The following is an 18,123-nucleotide window of genomic DNA, read 5'->3' on the forward strand; positions in this document are numbered from 1 at the left end:
TCAGAGTTCCTTGAGCACGGCGGGCTCCAGCCGGCGGAACGACCACCAGCCGGCGGCCAGCACCAGCAGGCTGCCGGCGATCGTGGTGGCGAGCAGCCGGGCGTCGGGAAACTCGTCCGGGTACCAGATCGCGTGGTGCAGCTGGAAGATCCCGACCAGCGGGTTCAGCTCGTACACCACCTTCAGCCAGTGCGGCAGGCCGGACTCCCGGACCAGGCTGAGCGGATAGATGATCGGCGTGGCGTAGAAGAGCACCCGGATGATCAGCCGCATCAGCCGTTCCACATCGCGCATCAGCACGTTCCAGGCCGACAGCAACAGGGCCAGCCCAACCAGCAGCACGGCCTGCACGGCCACCGCCAGCGGCAGGGCGAGCAGCGACCAGCCGGGGTGGATCCGCCCGTGCGCCGCGTAGATCACCGCGATGGCGGCCAGGATCGGCAGGCCGGCCGCGTACTCGGCGAACCGTCCGCTGACCCGGCCGATCGGGAAGACCTGCCGGGGCACGTTCATCGTGGTGATCAGCCGGGACTGGCCGGTCAGCGCGTTGGTCGCCTCGCTCAGCGCCGAACTGGTCCACATCCAGGCGAAGATGCCGGTGATCAGGAACAGCGGGTACGAACCGGCGGCCTCGCCGAGGTGCCGGCCGGTGTCGCGGGAGTAGAGCACGCCGAAGACGAACCAGTAGATCGCGCCCATGCCCAGCGGCTCGATCAGCGACCAGAAGTAGCCCAGCACCGACTGCTGGTACTTGACCGCCAGGTCCCGCCGGACCAGGATGCGCAGCGAGTTGCGGTGCGACCACAGGGCCGCGACGCCAGAGGTCACCGCCGCCTCCCGCCTCCCGCAAACGGACGCCAGGTTAGCAGTCGGTGAACGAATGCCCTGAATCGACCAGCTTCAGCACTCGATCACGTTGACGGCCAGACCGCCACGCGCCGTCTCCTTGTACTTGACCTTCATGTCGGCGCCCGTCTCCCGCATGGTCTTGATGACCTTGTCCAGCGACACCTTGTGCACACCGTCGCCGCGCAGCGCCAACCGGGCGGCCGTGATCGCCTTGATGCTAGCCACGGCGTTGCGCTCGATGCAGGGGATCTGCACCAGGCCACCCACCGGGTCACAGGTCAACCCGAGGTTGTGCTCCATCCCGATCTCGGCCGCGTTCTCCACCTGCTCCGGCGTGCCGCCGAGCACCTCGGCCAGGCCCGCCGCCGCCATCGAACACGCCGAGCCGACCTCACCCTGGCAGCCGACCTCCGCGCCGGAGATCGACGCGTTCTCCTTGAACAGCACCCCGATCGCGCCGGCCGCGAGCAGGAACCGCACCACCCCGTCGTCGTCGGCGCCCTCGACGAACCGGCTGTAGTAGTGCAGCACCGCCGGGATGATCCCCGCCGCGCCGTTCGTCGGGGCGGTCACCACCCGACCTCCGGCCGCGTTCTCCTCGTTCACCGCCAGGGCGAACAGCGTCACCCAGTCCATCGCGTGCAACGGGTCGGCCGTCCCGGCGTCCGCCTCCAGGCCGCGCCGCAGCTCCGCCGCGCGCCGCCGGACCTTCAAACCCCCAGGGAGTACGCCGTCCCGCTCGCAACCGCGCTGCACGCACTCCCGCATCACCCGCCAGATCTCCAGCAGGCCCGCCCGGATCTCCGCCTCGCTGCGCCACGAACGCTCGTTGGCCAGCATCACCTCGCTGATCGACAGCCCGGTACGGGTGGTGACGTCGAGGAGCTGCGCCCCGGTCAGGAACGGGTACCGCACCCGCGTCGTGTCCGGCTTGATCTTGTCCGCGCCCGCCGCCGCCTCGTCCACCACGAAACCGCCACCGACGGAGTAGTAGGTGCGGGTCCTGACCTGCTCCCCGGCCGCGTTGAAGGCCGCGAAGGTCATCCCGTTCGGGTGGTACGGCAACGACCGGCGACGGTGCAACGTCAGGTCCCGATCGGGGTCGAAGTCGATCTCGTGCGCGTCGAGGAGGCTGATCCGCCGCTCAGCGTGGATGCGCTCGACGCGAGGACCGACGGTGTCCGTGTCAACCGTCTCCGGGGACTCGCCGGCAAGCCCCAACAGCACCGCCGGCCCGCTGCCGTGCCCGTGCCCGGTCGCGCCCAGCGACCCGAACAGCTCCGCTTGCACCCGCGCGGTGTCGGTGAGCAGCCCGTCGGCCTTGAGCCCGGCGACGAACGTACGCGCCGCCCGCATCGGCCCCACGGTGTGCGAGCTGGACGGCCCGATGCCGACGCTGAAGAGGTCGAAAACACTGATCATGGCTGCGCTTCCTCGGCGTGCTCCCGTGGTCGGGTTTCCGCCCGGTCGTGGCCGCCGATCGGCAGCCCCGCTCGTGACCGCCCGGTCGGGTGGCCGCCGGTCACCCGGGGTGCGGGTGCCCGACCTGTCAGCCTACCTGCCCTGCTCACCCCTTACCCGAGCGCCGCAGCCCCCCGCTCCTCCACCCGCGGGCGGCGTGCGTGATCGCCCGGCCCGCGTGAACACCGGCGACATGATCGCGCTCGCCCGCATGATCGCGCTCGATCCTGGATGTAGTGGCCTCACGCTCGGCCGGAGGCCACTACATCCAGGATCGAGCACGACCTTGGCGCGGGGGCGGGGGCGCGGGTCGCGGGGCGTCGGGCGGGGGCCGCACGGGTAAGTACCTACGGGTCCACGGGTCGCCGATCCTCCTCGGGACCGAGGGCGGAGCGGCCGCCCCTTTCTACCGTGGATTGCAGACGCGGCACACCGCCGCAGAGTGGGAGTACGACGATGAGTCGCAAACTGGTCCGACCCCGCCAGGGGCGCATGCTCGCCGGTGTCTGCGCCGGCCTCGGTCAGCGGTTCGGCATGTCCGCCGGGATGGTCCGGCTGCTGTTCCTGCTGTCCCTGCTGCTGCCCGGCACCCAGGTGATCGTCTACCTGATCCTCTGGGTCCTCATGCCCAACGAGGACCGCTACCTGGCCTCCACCGGCCACTGACCCCACCCCCGGCCTCGGTGCAGACCGGCCGCAGCCGGTCACAACTTCGGGGATACTGCTGCTTCCCGATCGTCGGAGGCAGCAGGATCCTCGAAGTTGCGCGGATCTTGGCGGCCCATCGCTCTATCGGTCCTTGATCCACTCCACATCGCCGATGTGGGGCTTTCCGAGGGCCGAGATCGGCGATGTGGAGTGGATCAACCCGTTCGACGGCGCGGCAGACCGGGCAGCGGCGGCGGACGGGCGACGGCGCGGCAGCGGAGGCGGACCGGGCGACGGCGCGGCGGACGGGGCAGCGCCCGCCTCGACCATCGTCGGGGCGGGCGCTGCGTAAGCCAGAACGCCGGGGCGCTGAAGACCGAAGCGCCGAGGCGCTGGGTCAGGGGGCCGTGTATGTGACCGTGACCTGCTGGTAGCCCAGTGAGCGCAGCAGCCCCTCCAGCATCTTGCGGGTGTTCTCCTCGGCGCGGGCGGAGAGCCCGCTGTCCCGGGCGGCGGCGGTGATCCGCTCCTCGGCTAGCTGGTAGATCTGCTGCTGCCGGTTGGGGTCGTTGCCGACCAGGTCACCGAGCCGGTTGAGCAGGCCACGCTGCTCGGCGAAGACGTAGCTCTTCTCCATGTCGAGGTTGGTCTCGCCGAGCTGCGGCGCGGGCAGCTTGATCTCGACGGACTTGCCGTCGGCGGACTGCACCACGGCACCCTCACCGATCTTGGTGAAGTCGACGTACGCCTCGATGCTGCCGGCTCCGACGAACAGCGTGCGCTCGTTGAGCAGGAAGTCCGGGACGTTGCGCCGGTCGTTCTGGGTGTCGACCACGACCTGGAAGTTGCCTTCGGCCGCCACGTAGCGGCTCAGATCCTGGATCGACTTCAGCAGCGGCGGCTGGCTGCGGTCGGTCTGCTCCTTGGCGAACGGGTTACGGAAGTCCGGCAGAAAGCCGGTCGCCTGCACGCCGAGCAGCACCACCACGGCCAGCGCGGCGGCGCCGAGCAGCAGGAGCAACCCGCGCGCCGCACCCCCACCCCCGCCGGTGCCGGGACCATCGGTGCCCTCCGGCCCGCCCGGAGTCGGGTCGGGTGTCGCGGCCGAGCGCTCCCTGAGGTCGTCGCCGGTCGGGTAACCGGGGAACTCCCTCGTGGGCTCGTTGATGTCAGCGTCGCGAGCCATCACACTCACCGTCCTCGTCAGACACGTCGTCTGTCAATGACGGTACGGCCCCCGTACGACAGCCGCGCGGCGAGCGGCCGGAAAGCGTAAACGGGCAGGTCAGGCGAAGGCGGAAAGCCCGGTGAGCCGCTGGCCGACGATCAGCTGGTGGATCTCCGAGGTGCCCTCGTACGTCAACACGCTCTCCAGGTTGTTCGCGTGCCGCAGCACCGGGTACTCGCCGGAGACGCCGTTGGCACCGAGGATGGTGCGGCACTGTCGGGCGATGGCCAGCGCCTCCCGCACGTTGTTCAGCTTGCCCACGCTCACCTGGTCGGGGCGCAGCCGGCCGGCGTCGGCGAGCCGGCCGAGGTGCAGCGCGAGCAGTTGCGCCTTCACCAGCTCGACGGCCATGTCGGCGAGCTTGGCCTGGGTGAGTTGGAACCCGGCGAGCGGTCGGCCGAACTGGGTGCGCGTGGTGGCGTACGCCAGGGTGGTTTCCAGGCAGTCGCGCGCCGCGCCGACGGCGCCCCAGACGATGCCGTGGCGGGCCTCGGTAAGGCAGCTCAGCGGGGCCTTGAGCCCGACGGCCCCGGGCAGTTGCGCGTCGGCCGGAAGCCGGACGTCGTCGAGCACGATCTCGCCGGTCAGCGACGCGCGCAGCGACATCTTGCGGCTGATCTCGCGCGCCGTGACACCGGGCGTGTCCATGGGTACGGCGAAACCGCGTACCCCGTCGTCGGTTCGCGCCCAGATCACGGCGACGTCGGCGATCGGCGCGTTGGTGATCCACATCTTGCCGCCGGTGAGCACCCAGTCGTCGCCGTCGCGGCGGGCCCGGGTGGCCATGGACCCCGGGTCGGAGCCGTGGTCGGGCTCGGTGAGGCCGAAGCAGCCGATCGCCTCGCCGGTCGCCATCGGGGGCAGCCAGCGTTGCTTCTGCTCCTCGCTGCCGAAGCGCCAGATGGCGTACATCGCCAGCGAGCCCTGCACCGAGACCAGCGAACGGACACCCGAGTCGGCGGCCTCCAACTCCTGACACGCCAGCCCGTACGCGACGGCGGACGCGCCCGCGCAGCCGTACCCGCTCAGGTGCATGCCGAGCAGCCCGAGCTTGCCGAACTCCCGGGCCAGCTCGCGGGCCGGCACGCGACCCTCCTCGTACCAGTCGGCGACGTGCGGGCGGACCCGGTCGTCGACCAGCCGGCGGACGACATCGCGGATCTGCCGCTCCTCCTCGCTGAGCGACGGGTCCAGGTCGAGCAGATCGAGGGCAGTCATGCCGCCACCTTAACGAAGCCTCAGGCGGGATCGCCCGTACCGGAGAGCACCAGGACCCGGGCGTGGATCTGGTTGCGCTGTTGCAGCGCGGCGCGCAGCGCGCGGTGCAGCCCGTCCTCCAGATAGAGGCCACCGCTCCACTGCACGACGTGCGGGAAGAGGTCGCCGTAGAAGGTCGAGTCCTCCGCTAGGAGCTTGTCGAGCGCCAACTCGCGCTTGGTGGTGATCAACTGATCCAGCCGCAGCGGACGGGGCGGGATCTCCGCCCACTGCTTGAGCGTCAGGTTGTGCTCCGGGTAGGGACGCCCGTCCCGGACCGCTCTGAAGATCACGACGGCACGCTCCCCTCCCCGAGACCGGACGGACCGACGGCGCCGAGCCGGGCCGCGGCGGGCGCCGCGCGGCGCGGCGCCGATGACCGTGCCAGCCTAGCGGCCCCGCGCACGCGACGTTCTGCTCCCTGATGTCAGTTTCGCTATCGCTCGTCCGATCCTCAACCCGACGAACGGGACGCCACGCTCAGCTCCACCGGCCGCGCCGCACCACCTCGTCGATCCCGCGCCGACCGCGACGCAACGATGGTGACCGATGGTCCGCCGCCCGGTAACCGATTGTGACGGCGCCGATGGGCTGGTACTCCTCGGGCACGCCGAAGCTCTCCCGGTACGCGGCCAGCCGCTGGGGTGGGATCCCGAAGAAACACGCCCCCAGCCCCTCGTCCACCGCCGTGAGCAGCATGAGCAGCGCGGCGAAGCCGGTGTCGACGTACCAGTAGGGCACCGGCCAGCGGTCCTTCGACCGGTCGGTCCAGCCCTTGTCGGGCTCCGCGTACCGCGTCAGGTAGGCCGACTCGTTGGCGTGCGGCACCACGATGAGCGGCGCGCGGCGCATCCCGGCCAGCCAGCGCTCCCGGCCTCCGCCGTCCGGCGTGGTGGCCGCCCAGAACCGCTCCCGGTCGGCCGGTTCCTCCAGCACCAGGAAACCCCAGCCCTGGGCGAAGCCGGCCGATGGGGCGCGCACGGCGTGGTCCAGCAGCCGGTCCACCACGTCGGGCGGGACCGGACGGTCCGGGTCGTAGTTGCGGACCATCCGTCGACGGCGGACGACCTCGGCGAACTCCATCAGGCCCCGGGACGGATGCCCCAGGCACCCCGCCAGGTCGTGCCGGGCCCCAGCGCGAGCACGTCCTTGCCCGACCGGAACGCGTCCGGCGGGCAGGTCATCGGCTCGATCGCCACCGACCGGCGGTGTCGCTCGCCGGTGAGCGCGTCGCCAGTGAAGACCTGCCACCAGCCGAACTCCGCGTCCGCCCAGATGCTCACCCCGGACGAGGAGTCCGGCGCCGCGAGGCTCACCGATGAGCCGCCGTCGGCGTCACGGACGACCTCGCCGAAGCACAGGTCCAACTCGGCGTCGCCGATCCGGCGCGGGCTGGTCCAGTCGTACTCGGTGCCGGCCACCGGCGTCGCGCCGACCGGGAGCAACCGGCCGTCCACCATGATCCGGGTACGCGCCGGCAGCCGCATGACCAGGTCGTCCACGGCGACACCCGGCAGTTGCAGGTACGGGTGCACGGAGAAGCCGAACGGGGCGACCTCGGTGCCCACGTTCGTCACCTCGTGCTCGGCCCGCAGACCGTCCGCGCTCACGCTCCACCGGCTGACCAGCCGCAGCGGCCACTCGTAGCCGGGCTGCGGCGGCAGGTCGTAGCCGACGGTCACCGCGTCCGTGGACTGCTCCAACAGCCGCCACGGCACCCAGTTGACCAGCCCGTGGATGGCGACATGCCGCTCCGGCTCGGTCAGCGAGAGCTGGTGCGTCCGGTCGCCGTACACGTAGCGCCCGTCCCGGATCCGGTTCGGCCAGGGAGCGAGCACCTGTCCGGCGCAGCCGGGGCAGACCTCGTCGACGCCGTACCCGTCGAGCAGGTCGACGCCGTCGTGCCGGTACGTCCGCAGCCCGCCGCCCACCTCGACGATGACGGCCTCGTGGCCCGCGGCGGCGATGGTCCACTGTGCGCCGGAGAAGGGGCGCTGCTCAGGGCTGTCCATGCCGGCGACCCTAACCGGTCACGACCGGTCGCCGCTCGACGCCGTCGTGGCCCGGTAGCGCAGCAGCGCCGGGAAGGCGACCGCGAGCACCACCACGAGCACCGCCGAGGCGAGTCCGCCGGCGACCCAGGCCACCCCGCCGCCGAACCCGGCGGCCATGGTGCCGGCCCGCAGGTCGCCGAGGCGAGGCCCACCGGCCACCACCACCGTGTTGACGCCCTGGAGTCGGCCGCGCATCCGGTCCGGCGCGTACACCAGCAGCATGGACTGGCGGAGTACGGCACTGACCAGGTCGGCGGCGCCGGCAACGGCGAGCAGCAGGACCATCAGCCAGAGCTGCTGGGCCAGCCCGGCGGCGGCGATCGCGACTCCCCAGCCGACCACCGCGACGACCAGGCCGACCCCCTGCCGGCGGAGCCGACCGATCCAGCCGGAGGTCAGCCCGCCGATCATGGAGCCGATCGCGATGGCGCTGTAGAGCAGGCCGACCGAGCCGCCCCCGCCGAACCGCTCGTTGGCGATCTCCGGAAACAGGGCCCTCGGCATGGCCAGGATCATCGCGATCAGGTCCACGCCGAAGGAGAGCAGCAGGACGGGCGTGGTGGCCAGGTACCGGAAACCGTCGATGACGCTGGCCAGGCCGGCGCGGCGGACCTGACCGTCGGCGCTCGGCTCGGGCGGCAGCGCCGGCAGGCGCAGCGCCGCCCAGAGCATCGCCGTGAACAGCACCGCGTCCAGCCCGTACGCGATCGGCAGCACCACCCGGGTGTCCGACGAGGCGGCGAGGATGAGGCCGGCGGCGAGCGGGCCGGCGACCGACGCGGCGGTGAAGGTCGTGTAGTTGAGGGTGCTGGCGGCCGGGACGAGGTCGTCGGGGACCAGCCGGGGCAGCATGGCGCTGCGGGCCGGCGAGGTGATCGCGAACGCCACCGACTGCACCGCCATCAACACCAGCAGCAGCACCGGGCTGCCCACGTTCAGCAGCGCCTGGACCAGCAGCCCGAGGGTGGATGCCCAGAGCAACAATGAGCCGCCGAGCAGCACCGCACGGCGGTCGCGGGCGTCGGCGACCGCGCCACCCCAGAGCCCGAAGATCAGCAGGGGTACGAACGCGGCGATGCCCAGCAGGCCGACCCAGAACGAGTCCCGGGTGAGGGCGTACATCTCCACCGGCACCGCGACGGCGGTGAACTGGAAGCCGAACATCGCCACGGTGTTGCCGAGCCACAGCCGCCGGTACGCCGGGACGCCCAGCGGGCGGACGTCGATCGCCCAGCGGCGCGCTCCGCGCGGCCGGGCCTCCTGCACACCGGTCACGGCGCCAGCCGCTCGACGATCCAGTCGCTTCCGTCGACGCGACGAAAGCGCAGGCGGTCGTGCAACCGACCGGACCGGCCCTGCCAGAACTCCACCGAGTCCGGCCGGACCCGCAGACCACCCCAGTGCGGCGGTGGCGGAATGGCGCTCTCGTCGGCGTACCGCTCGGCCACCTCGCGGTAGCGCTCCTCCAACGTGGCCCGGTCCGGCACCACGGACGACTGCGGGCTGGCCCACGCGCCCACCTGTGACCCGCGCGGCCGACTCGCGAAGTACGACTCGGTCACCGCCCGCTCGACCGGGGCGATCACTCCTGCGACCACCACCTGCCGCTGCATCGGAAACCACGGAAAGACCAGGCTGGCGTACGGGTTGCCGGCCGCCTCGACGCCCTTGCGGGACAGGTGGTTGGTGAAGAAGACGAAGCCCTCCGGGTCGTACCCCTTGAGCAGCACCGTCCGCCCACTCGGTCGGCCGGCGGCGTCGGCCGTGCCCACCACCATGGCGTTGGGTTCGGGCAGCCCGTGAGCCACCGCGTCGGCGAACCACCTGTCGAACTGGGTGTACCAGTCGGCGGCCAGGTCAGCCTCGGTCAGGCCCAGGTCCGCGGCGTACTCGTTACGCATCGCAGCCGGGGCTGGTGTGTCGCCCGTCACGTCCCCACTCCTTCTCGGCGTGCTGACCGGCACCCTCCCGCGCTGGCCAGACCGCTTCGCCCAGTCTCACCGACCGGCGCGGAGAATGCGCGCCCTGAGATGTCGCGTGCAGCACAGTCGCACTGGGTCGCGTATCCGGTTACCCAGCAGGCAAGATGTTCCGAACACATCCCTGAGGGTCGCCTAAGGCGCTCGGCCGACCGGGCCGGATCAGCTGATCGGGCGCACCGACCAGATCCAGGAGAGCGACATGGCCGACTTCAAACCCGGTCTGGAGGGCGTCGTCGCCTTCGAGACCGAGATCGCCGAACCCGACCGCGAGGGTGGCGCGCTGCGCTATCGCGGGGTCGACATCGAGGATCTGATCGGCCAGGTCTCATTCGGCAACGTCTGGGCGCTGCTGGTCGACGGCCGGTTCGGGCCGGGCCTGCCGCCCGCAGAGCCGTTCCCGGTGCCGGTGCACTCCGGTGACATCCGGGTCGACGTGCAGTCGGCGGTCGCCATGCTGGCGCCGTACTGGGGCCTCAGCCAACTGCTGGACATCTCCGACGAGCAGGCCCGCGAGGACCTGGCCCGGGTGTCGGTGACCGCGCTCTCCTTCGTCGCCCAGTCCGCTCGCGGCCTCGGCCTGCCGGCGGTGCCGCAGAAGGAGATCGACAAGGCGCAGACCATCGTCGAGCGGTTCATGAAGCGCTGGCGCGGCGAGCCGGACCCGCGGCACGTCAAGGCCGTCGACGCGTACTTCATCTCGGCCGCCGAGCACGGCCTGAACGCCTCCACCTTCACCGCCCGCATCGTCGCCTCCACCGGCGCCGACGCGGCGGCCTGCATCTCGTCCGGCATCGGCGCCCTCTCCGGCCCGCTGCACGGTGGCGCGCCGTCGCGCGTGCTCACCATGCTGGAGGCGGTGGAGCGCAGCGGCGACGCGGAGGGCTACGTCAAGGGTGTCCTCGACCGTGGCGAGCGGCTGATGGGCTTCGGCCACCGGGTCTACCGGGCCGAGGACCCGCGCGCCCGCGTGCTCCGGCGCACCGCCAAGGAGCTGGGCGCGCCGCGCTTCGAGATCGCCGAGGCGCTGGAGAAGGCCGCCCTGGCCGAATTGCAGGCCCGCCGCCCGGACCGGGTGCTGGCCACCAACGTCGAGTTCTGGTCGGCCGTGGTGCTGGACTTCGCCGAGGTGCCGGCGCACATGTTCACGTCGATGTTCACCTGCGCGCGGATGGGCGGCTGGAGCGCGCACATCCTGGAGCAGAAGCGCCTCCAGCGGCTGGTTCGGCCGTCCGCCCGCTACGTCGGCCCGGAAACCCGCAAGCCGTCCGACGTCGAAGGCTGGGGCGCCGTCCCGCACGGCGTCTGAGGTGTAAGGAAGGGCACCTTCTTAACGCCTCGCGTATAGGAAGGGGCCCTTCCTTTCGGCAGGGCGCGTTGTGGCGCACGCCTCATGGACGGTCGTGGGACCAGCGGCCGGACTGATCGCGACGGGTGCGAGGATGAGGGCCGGCAGTGTCGCCGGGCCCGCCCTCGCCCTTGCGGAAGGATCTTCAGAACCGTGGCTGACGCACCGATCATCCGGATTCCCGACGAGATCAAGCCCGCCGACGGCCGTTTCGGCTGCGGCCCGTCCAAGGTCCGTCCGGCGGCCGTGTCCGCGCTCGCCGAGGTGGCGACCAGCTACCTGGGTACGTCGCACCGGCAGAAGACGGTCCGCGACCAGGTGGCCCGGCTGCGCTCCGGGATCGCCGAGTTCTTCTCCCTGCCCGAGGGCTACGAGGTCGTCATCGGCAACGGCGGCACCACCGCGTTCTGGGAGGTCGCCACCTTCGGCCTGGTCCGCGACCGGGCGCAGTTCGCCAGCTTCGGCGAGTTCGGCGCGAAGTTCGCCAAGTCGGTCAAGGACGCCCCGTTCCTGGGCGAGCCGACGGTCCGCAAGGCCGAAGCGGGCAGCGCCCCGGCCCTGGTCGCCGAGGCCGGCGTGGACGTGTACGCGACGCCGCAGAACGAGACCTCGACCGGCGTGGCCGTGCCGATCAGCCGGGTGGCCGGCGCGGACGAGGGGTCGCTGCTGCTGGTCGACGCCACCTCGGGCGCGGGTGGCCTGGAGGTCAACGTCGGCGAGACCGATGTCTACTACTTCGCGCCGCAGAAGTGCTTCGGCTCCGACGGTGGCCTGTGGCTGGCCCTGATGTCGCCGGCCGCGCTGGACCGGGCCGCCGAGGTCAAGGCGTCCGGGCGCTACATCCCGGCCTTCCTCGACCTGGTGACCGCGATCGACAACTCGCGGCTCGAGCAGACCTACAACACTCCGGCACTGGCCACCATCTTCCTGGCCGCCGAGCAGACCGACTGGATGAACGCGCAGGGCGGCCTGGCGTGGGCGGCGAAGCGCACGGCGGAGAGCGCCGCCACGGTGTACGGCTGGGCCGAGCGGTCCACGGTGGCCACTCCGTTCGTCACCGACCCGGCGCTGCGGTCCAACGTGGTCGCGACCATCGACTTCGCCGACGGGGTGGACGCCACCGCGATCGCCAAGGCGCTGCGCGCGAACGGCATCGTCGACACCGAGCCGTACCGCAAGCTCGGCCGCAACCAGTTGCGGGTGGCGCTGTTCCCGGCCGTCGAGCCGTCCGACGTCGAGGCTCTGACCGCCTCCATCGACTACGTGGTCGAGCGCCTCTGAGCTTCGTCACGGTGGGTGTCCGTTGACGCCTCGACGGACACCCACCGTGATCGTTGCCGCAGCTCAGTCACGACATGCGGGTGTCGCTTCCCCCACCCTGAGACAGATGCGCGTACGGTGGTCCGAGACGCCTGGGTGGCCGACTCGTGGCGTGCGGCCAGCGAAGCGGGACGGAGGCAACGCTATGCGCCCAGTACGCTTCGTCGCCCTCTCCGAGGACGGCCAGGCCCTGGTGCTCGCCGACGAGGTCGGGCGACTGCTCGCCCTGCCGATCGACGAGCGCATCGCCGGTGTGATGCACCCCGAGCCGGGTGCCCCGCCGCTCGCGGTGGCACCGAGCACCGTCGACCCGATTCCCTCACTGTCCCCCCGGGACATCCAGGCCCGCATCCGTTCCGGTGAGTCGGCCGAGGACGTCGCCCGGATCGCCGGAGTGCCGGTCGACCGGGTCCTGCGCTACGCCGGTCCGGTGCTCCAGGAGCGGGCCATGCTCGCCCAGCACGCCCGTCGCACCCGCCTCAAGGGCGCGGAGAAGCCCACCCCGCTCGCCGAGGTGGTCAACGGTCGGCTGAGCCAGCACGGCATCGACACCGAGAAGATCTCCTGGGACGCGTACCGGCGCGACGACGGCACCTGGCGGATCATCGCCACCTGGCCGTCGGGCAAGGCCACCGCGCAGGCCATCTGGGACATGGACAAGGCCCGGCAGGTGGTCACGCCGCACGACGACATGGCGCAATATCTGTGCGCCGAGCGGCCCACGCCGATCCTCGGCCAGGAGCCGGCGCCGGAGCGGAGCGGGCACGGCCTGCCCGGTCCGTCGCGCGGTGAGCCGAGTCGGGGTGGGCACGGGTTGCCGGCGGCGTCCGAGCACCCGCGACCGGGCCGGGATCCGATCCGGGCCGGCCGGGACGCTTTGCTCGCCTCGCTGGACCGTCCACTCGGCAGCTCGTCGGGTCGCGGGCTCGAACCGCGTACTCCGGCGGCTCTGGCCGGGTCCGACGCGCCCCGGCAGCGGCCGGTCGGCGGTGGCGCTGCCGCGCTGCTCGGCGGCGGCCAGGGGTCGGCCTTCGACGACGACTCGGACGCGCCCAAGGAGGTCCCGGCCGTGCCGTCGCTGGCGGTGCTGCGGCCCCGACGCACCGGCACGGCGGCCGCTGCGGCGGCCGGCGGCGAGTCCACCGACGCCAGCGGCAAGCCGCGCAAGCGGCTGCCGAGCTGGGACGACGTGCTCTTCGGCAGCGGTCCGGCCGCCCGAGAGTCCTCCTGACGCTTCGCGCTTGATCGACTCGGGTTCACGGAAGTCGCGCTGTCAGCACCCGTAAAACACCCCGACTTCCACGAACCCGAGTCGATCAAGGCCGTTCACGCGGGCGCGCCGAGTCAGAGCGGCCAGGCGGCGAGCCGGTCGTAGCGCGAGCGTCCCGACCCGGGGTGGCTGCGCATCAGCAGCAGCTCGGTCGCCGGCCACTCCGGTCCCGCGTACTCGTCCAGCGCGGTGCGGTCGGCTTCGACGGCGGCCGGGTCCATCCGGTCCCCGGGCCGGGCCACGGTCAGGTGCGGGCGGAAGGGCTTTTCGTCGTACGCCACCCCAGCGAGCCGCAGCCGGTCCCGGACCAGCCGGGCCAGGCCGTGCAGCGCCTCGACATCGCCCTGGGCGTCCACCCAGAGCACCGTACGCCGACCGTCACCGAACACGCCACCACCGCTGAGACGCAGCCGGGGCGGGGCATCGAGGCCGGCGCGGAACGAGTCGGCGGCGAGCCCGAGCGCACTCTCCACGTCGACCAGCCGGCCGGCCTCGACGTCACCGAGGAACGCCAGGGTGAGGTGCAGGTCCGCCGGGTCGGCGAGCCGCACCCGGGCACCAACGGCCGCCGCCGCGCCGACCCGCAACCGGGCGATCTGCGCGCCGAGATGGTCGACGGCCTCCACGGGCGGGTTGACCGCGACGAACAGCCGCATTCGGGGGCCTGTCAACGGTGGCGTTGCCGGTGGCCAGCTCGGGCGGCCGGCAGGGTCAACCCGGCGGCGTGCAGCAGGCCCTCCACCCGTACCCGCTCGATCTCCTGGTCGACGCCGGTCAGCTCGGCCAGGTGTTCGCTGATCCCCAGGGCGCGGCAGGCCAGCCGGAGCCGGTCGTCGTACGCCTGGACCACCGCGCCGTGCCAGACCATCGGCCGGCCGATGCCGCCGAGTCGCTGACCGCCGAGGCGGCGCAGGTCGGCCGCGAGCTGTTCCAGGGGACGACGGTCGGTGCGGTCGAACTCGCTGAGGTCGATGTCCCGGGTCAGCGCGTCGGCTTCGATGGCCCGGTCGAGGCGGGCGATGGTGCGTCGCTCCCGCCGGCGCTCCCGCCACTCGGCCCAGCCGCAGACCACCCGGTCGAGAATCTCGTCGTAGCAGAAGAGCAGGGCGAACACCGCCGGAATGCTGGCCATGGCGAGGAACGCCAGGGCCAGCATCAGCGCGCGTCCGACTCCCACGTATCGACGCTAAGCCCCGGCGTGCCACCTCGCCAGCGGTTTGGCCGCATCCGCGCTATCCGTCGATCGGGACCACGCTCGGGGCCCCTGCCCGGCGGTCGGCGGGGGCCCGAGCGCGCGGCTCAGCAGTCGGCGGAAGTGACGTAGAAGCGGGGCATGGGCAGCACCCGGAAGCGCAGCCGCGCACCGGAGCGGCGCAGTTGCCAGGTCAGCGCGATCAGCGCGGTGGCCAGCGAGATCAGCCCGCCCATCCAGATGCTCGCGCCGGCGCCGAAGCGCTCGGCCACCCAGCCGATCAGCGGTGCGCCGACCGGGTTGGTGCCCAGGAACACCAGCACCCACAGGGCCATCACCCGTCCCCGGAACGCGGCGTCCACGCCGAGCTGGACGCGCTGGTTGGCGGCCTGGGCGAAGAAGACCATGAAGAAGCCGGTGGGCACCAGCAGCGCGACGACCAGCCAGTACGCCGACGCGAAGCCGACCAGGGTGCCGAAGCTGGCGCAGCCGATCGCGGCGCCGAGCACCAGCCACACCGACGGGCGGCTGCGCCGGCCGGTGCCGCTGAGCGCGCCGCCCAGCGCGCCCACGGCAAGGGCGGTGCTGAACAGGCCGAACGAGGCGGCACCGGTGTTGAACACCGTCTTCGCCAGCGCGGCCAGGGTGAGCTGGAAGTTGAACAGCGACATGCCGATCACCGACATCACCGCCATCGGCAGCAGCAGGTCCGGCCGCCGCCACACGTACCGCAGCCCGTCGACGACCTTCGCGGACGCCCGCTCGTCGCGCGGTAGGAGCGCGTCGCGGTGCAGGTCGGCGGTCCGCATCCGGACGACGTTCACCAGCGGCGCGATGGAGCTGACGGCGGTGAACAGGAAGACCGGGCCGACGTCGAAGGCGGCGATCGCCAGACCGGCGACTGCCGGACCGACGATCCGGGCGGAGTTGAAGACGGCGGCGTTCAGCGACAGCGCGTTGGGCAGCAGCGGCGTGCCGACCAGCTCCGAGACGAACGCCTGGCGGACCGGGGTCTCCACGGCGTTGGCCGTGCCGAGGAGCGCGGCGAACGCGAAGACGTGCCAGAGCTGGACCAGGTCGGTGAGGACCAGCAGGGACATGCCGAGCGCCAGCACGCTCCAGAAGGCGTTCGCGGCGAACAGCAGGACCCGCTTGTCGTACCGGTCGGCGAGGCGGCCGGAGAAGAGCGTGAGCAGCAGCACCGGCGTGAACTGACAGGCGGTGACCACGCCGAGCGCGGTGGCCGAGTTGTCGGAAAGCTCGAGGACGAGCCAGTCCTGGGCGATGAACATCATCCAGACGCCGATCAGTTTGATCAGCTGCCCGGATGCGAAAAGGCGGTAGTTGCGGACCTGTAGGGACTGGAACATCGTGCTCAGCTTGGCCTGCACTCTCGGTGCGCCTCCTCAAGGACGTACGCGTCATCGTCAGGTGACGGCACGGCCCGGTGGCGCGGGCGCGGGCTCAGGCGCGAGCGAGCTGCTGGAGAATCTCGGCGGCCCTGTGCAGGGTCTCCCGTTCGTCCTCGTCGAGCGCGGCCAGCCGGTGGGCCAGCCACTCGTCGCGGGCCCGCTCGAACTGGTCGAGCACGGCCTGCCCTCCTTCGGTCGCCGCGAGGATGACCTGCCGGCCGTCGGTCGGGTGGGGGGTCCGCCGCACGAGGCCACGGTCCTCCAACTTCGCGACGATCTTGGTCATCGTCGGTGGCTGCACCCGTTCGATCTCGGCCAGTTCCCGGGGCGTCATCCCGCCCGCCAGCCGCAGGCTGGTGAGCGCGGAGACCTGGGTGACCGTGAGGTCGCCGACCGGCCGGGCCCGTCGGACCCGCCGGTTGAGTCGGGTGATCGCATCTCGCAACTGGGGAGCCAGTTGCGCCGGTGGCACGCGTTCCGCCGTCACCGTCCGCTCCGTCACATTAGTTAGCTTAACTAATGAGCCTGGCTAACGACATCTGTTATGACCAGGCTCACGGGGATGTTTGTGCAGTTCCGGGCGGGGAGTCACCATCGACTCCCCGCCCGGACGACACCTGTCAGAGCACCAGCGACTCGATGGGCCCGCGCAGGAAGTACAGCACGAAGAGGGCGGCCACCCCGTACAGCAGCGGGTGGATCTCCCGGGCCTTGCCCCGGGCCAGCTTGACCACCACGAAGGTGATCAGACCAGCACCGATCCCGTTCGAGATCGAGTAGGTGAACGGCATCAGCACGATGGTGAGGAACGCGGGAATCGCGATCTCGTAGTCCGACCAGTCGATCGTCCGTACCGCGGTCATCATCAGGAAACCGACCACCACCAGCGCCGTCGAGGCCGCCTCGAACGGCACGATCACCACCAGCGGCGCCAGGAACATCGCCAGCAGGAAGAGGGCGCCGGTGACCAGGTTGGCCACGCCGGTCCGGGCACCTTCCGCGACACCGGCCGCGCTCTCGATGTACGACGTGTTGCTCGACGTGCTGGCCGCACCGCCGGCCGCCGCCGCGATCGAGTCGACCAGCAGGATCTCCTTGGCCCTCGGCGGGGTGCCCTGCTCGTCCAGCAGGCCACCCTCCTGGCCGACCGCCACCATCGTGCCCATGGTGTCGAAGAAGTCCGTGATGAGCAGCGTGAAGATGAACATCAGCACGACGACCCAGCCGGCCCGACCCCACGAGTCGAGCACGTTGAACTTGCCGAGCAGCGACAGGTCCGGCACGTCGACAACCGTCTTGGGCAACTCCGGCACGTTCAGCGCCCAGCCCTTCGGATTGGGCTTGCCGTCGACGAACGACGGGCCGATGTTGCCGATCGCCTCCACGATCACCGCCAGCACGGTGGACGCGAGGATGCCGATCAGGATCGCGCCGCGGACCCGGCGCACCACGAGCACCAGCGTGAGCAGCAGGCCCACCACGAAGACGAGCAGTGGCCAGCTCAACAGCTTGCCGCCGACGCCCAGGCCGACCGGAACTGTGGTGTTGGCGGCGTCCGGGAGCCGCCGGACGAAGCCGGCGTCCACCAGACCGATGATGGTCAGGAAGAGGCCGATGCCGACGCCGATCGCCGTCTTCATCTGCGTGGGCACCGACCGGAACACCGCGGTACGCAGACCGGTCAGCACCAGCAGCGCGATGATCACACCCTCGATCACCACGAGGCCCATCGCGTCGGCCCAGGTCATCTCGGGAGCGATCTCGTACGCCACCAGGGCGTTGACGCCCAGACCGGCGGCGAGCGCCAGCGGGAACCGGCCGACGACACCCATCAGGATGGTCATCAGGCCGGCGACCAGCGCCGTCGCGGCGGCCAGCGCCGGAATCGGGAGAGTCTTGTTGTCACCGTCGACCGCGCCGCCCAGGATCAGCGGGTTGAGCACGACGATGTACGCCATCGTGAAGAAGGTCGCCAGGCCACCTCGTACCTCACGACTCAACGTTGAGCCGCGGGCGGAGATCTCAAAGAACCGGTCGAAGCCGTTACGCGGTTGAGCGGGGTTGGGAGGTGTGTCGTTCTCGGGCGGCGCTACTGCCATGAGGAC

At 71.5% G+C, this 18,123-nt stretch carries 18 protein-coding genes; 4 read left to right on the forward strand and 14 right to left on the reverse strand.

Features of this window, described 5'->3' with window-relative positions; translation table 11 throughout:
• Together ACIBTX_RS02160 and ACIBTX_RS02165 are read right to left on the reverse strand one after the other, a co-directional pair.
• Entirely contained in the window at positions 1-828 is an 828-nt protein-coding gene (locus ACIBTX_RS02160) for an ABC transporter permease (RefSeq protein WP_357123952.1), read from the reverse strand.
• 72 nt (positions 829-900) lie between these two features.
• A complete protein-coding gene (locus ACIBTX_RS02165) occupies positions 901-2,271 on the reverse strand; it encodes an L-serine ammonia-lyase (RefSeq protein ID WP_396831929.1) in 1,371 nt (456 codons plus the stop codon).
• 495 nt (positions 2,272-2,766) lie between these two features.
• On the opposite strand from ACIBTX_RS02165, the gene ACIBTX_RS02170 reads away from it, so the two are divergent.
• The gene (locus ACIBTX_RS02170) at positions 2,767-2,976 is read left to right on the forward strand and encodes a PspC domain-containing protein (protein WP_234589045.1); all 210 of its coding nucleotides are present in this window, start codon (positions 2,767-2,769) and stop codon (positions 2,974-2,976) included.
• Positions 2,977-3,355: 379 nt separating this feature from the next.
• On the opposite strand, the gene ACIBTX_RS02175 is transcribed toward ACIBTX_RS02170, so the two are convergent.
• The 7 genes from ACIBTX_RS02175 to pdxH form a co-directional block, all read right to left on the reverse strand.
• Positions 3,356-4,144 (reverse strand): DUF4230 domain-containing protein, encoded by a 789-nt coding sequence (locus ACIBTX_RS02175; RefSeq protein ID WP_357123945.1) that lies wholly within the window; start codon positions 4,142-4,144, stop codon positions 3,356-3,358.
• Positions 4,145-4,243: 99 nt separating this feature from the next.
• Positions 4,244-5,404 (reverse strand): acyl-CoA dehydrogenase family protein, encoded by a 1,161-nt coding sequence (locus ACIBTX_RS02180; protein WP_357171974.1) that lies wholly within the window; start codon positions 5,402-5,404, stop codon positions 4,244-4,246.
• Positions 5,405-5,424: 20 nt separating this feature from the next.
• On the reverse strand, positions 5,425-5,736 hold the full coding sequence (locus ACIBTX_RS02185) for a type II toxin-antitoxin system VapB family antitoxin (protein ID WP_357123939.1): 312 nt from the start codon (positions 5,734-5,736) through the stop codon (positions 5,425-5,427).
• 187 nt (positions 5,737-5,923) lie between these two features.
• Positions 5,924-6,526, reverse strand: coding sequence for a nitroreductase family protein (locus ACIBTX_RS02190; RefSeq protein WP_357123936.1), 603 nt, complete (start codon positions 6,524-6,526; stop codon positions 5,924-5,926).
• Positions 6,526-7,455, reverse strand: a complete 930-nt coding sequence (locus ACIBTX_RS02195; RefSeq protein WP_357123933.1) for an aldose 1-epimerase family protein — start codon at positions 7,453-7,455, stop codon at positions 6,526-6,528. The genes ACIBTX_RS02190 and ACIBTX_RS02195 overlap by 1 nt, the downstream gene beginning before the upstream one ends.
• An 18-nt stretch (positions 7,456-7,473) precedes the next feature.
• Complete coding sequence (locus ACIBTX_RS02200; protein ID WP_357171975.1) at positions 7,474-8,772, reverse strand: MFS transporter; 1,299 nt, start codon at positions 8,770-8,772, stop codon at positions 7,474-7,476.
• Positions 8,769-9,398, reverse strand: coding sequence for a pyridoxamine 5'-phosphate oxidase (gene pdxH / locus ACIBTX_RS02205; RefSeq protein ID WP_357172036.1), 630 nt, complete (start codon positions 9,396-9,398; stop codon positions 8,769-8,771). The genes ACIBTX_RS02200 and pdxH overlap by 4 nt, the downstream gene beginning before the upstream one ends.
• A gap of 280 nt (positions 9,399-9,678) precedes the next feature.
• On the opposite strand from pdxH, the gene ACIBTX_RS02210 reads away from it, so the two are divergent.
• The 3 genes from ACIBTX_RS02210 (at position 9,679) to sepH (ending at position 13,375) form a co-directional block, all read left to right on the forward strand.
• Positions 9,679-10,785 (forward strand): citrate synthase 2, encoded by a 1,107-nt coding sequence (locus ACIBTX_RS02210; RefSeq protein ID WP_357123927.1) that lies wholly within the window; start codon positions 9,679-9,681, stop codon positions 10,783-10,785.
• A 192-nt stretch (positions 10,786-10,977) separates the two neighbouring features.
• Positions 10,978-12,105 carry a phosphoserine transaminase gene (gene serC / locus ACIBTX_RS02215; RefSeq protein ID WP_357123924.1) on the forward strand — a complete coding sequence of 376 codons (1,128 nt, stop codon included), beginning with the start codon at positions 10,978-10,980 and terminating at the stop codon, positions 12,103-12,105.
• A gap of 184 nt (positions 12,106-12,289) precedes the next feature.
• On the forward strand, positions 12,290-13,375 hold the full coding sequence (gene sepH, locus ACIBTX_RS02220; protein ID WP_357123921.1) for a septation protein SepH: 1,086 nt from the start codon (positions 12,290-12,292) through the stop codon (positions 13,373-13,375).
• 113 nt (positions 13,376-13,488) lie between these two features.
• On the opposite strand, the gene thpR is transcribed toward sepH, so the two are convergent.
• The 5 genes from thpR to ACIBTX_RS02245 all read right to left on the reverse strand — a co-directional run bounded on the left by thpR (position 13,489) and on the right by ACIBTX_RS02245 (position 18,117).
• Entirely contained in the window at positions 13,489-14,070 is a 582-nt protein-coding gene (gene thpR, locus ACIBTX_RS02225) for an RNA 2',3'-cyclic phosphodiesterase (RefSeq protein WP_357171976.1), read from the reverse strand.
• Positions 14,071-14,081: 11 nt separating this feature from the next.
• The gene (locus ACIBTX_RS02230; RefSeq protein ID WP_357171977.1) at positions 14,082-14,591 is read right to left on the reverse strand and encodes a hypothetical protein; all 510 of its coding nucleotides are present in this window, start codon (positions 14,589-14,591) and stop codon (positions 14,082-14,084) included.
• Between the two features lie 122 nt (positions 14,592-14,713).
• A complete protein-coding gene (locus ACIBTX_RS02235; RefSeq protein WP_357123912.1) occupies positions 14,714-15,997 on the reverse strand; it encodes an MFS transporter in 1,284 nt (427 codons plus the stop codon).
• A 73-nt stretch (positions 15,998-16,070) separates the two neighbouring features.
• The gene (locus tag ACIBTX_RS02240) at positions 16,071-16,520 is read right to left on the reverse strand and encodes a MarR family transcriptional regulator (protein ID WP_355049191.1); all 450 of its coding nucleotides are present in this window, start codon (positions 16,518-16,520) and stop codon (positions 16,071-16,073) included.
• A gap of 118 nt (positions 16,521-16,638) precedes the next feature.
• A complete protein-coding gene (locus tag ACIBTX_RS02245) occupies positions 16,639-18,117 on the reverse strand; it encodes an NCS2 family permease (protein ID WP_357123907.1) in 1,479 nt (492 codons plus the stop codon).
• Positions 18,118-18,123: the final 6 nt, after the last annotated feature.

Source organism: Micromonospora sp. NPDC049359 (genome assembly GCF_044466585.1).
Taxonomy (GTDB): domain Bacteria; phylum Actinomycetota; class Actinomycetes; order Mycobacteriales; family Micromonosporaceae; genus Micromonospora.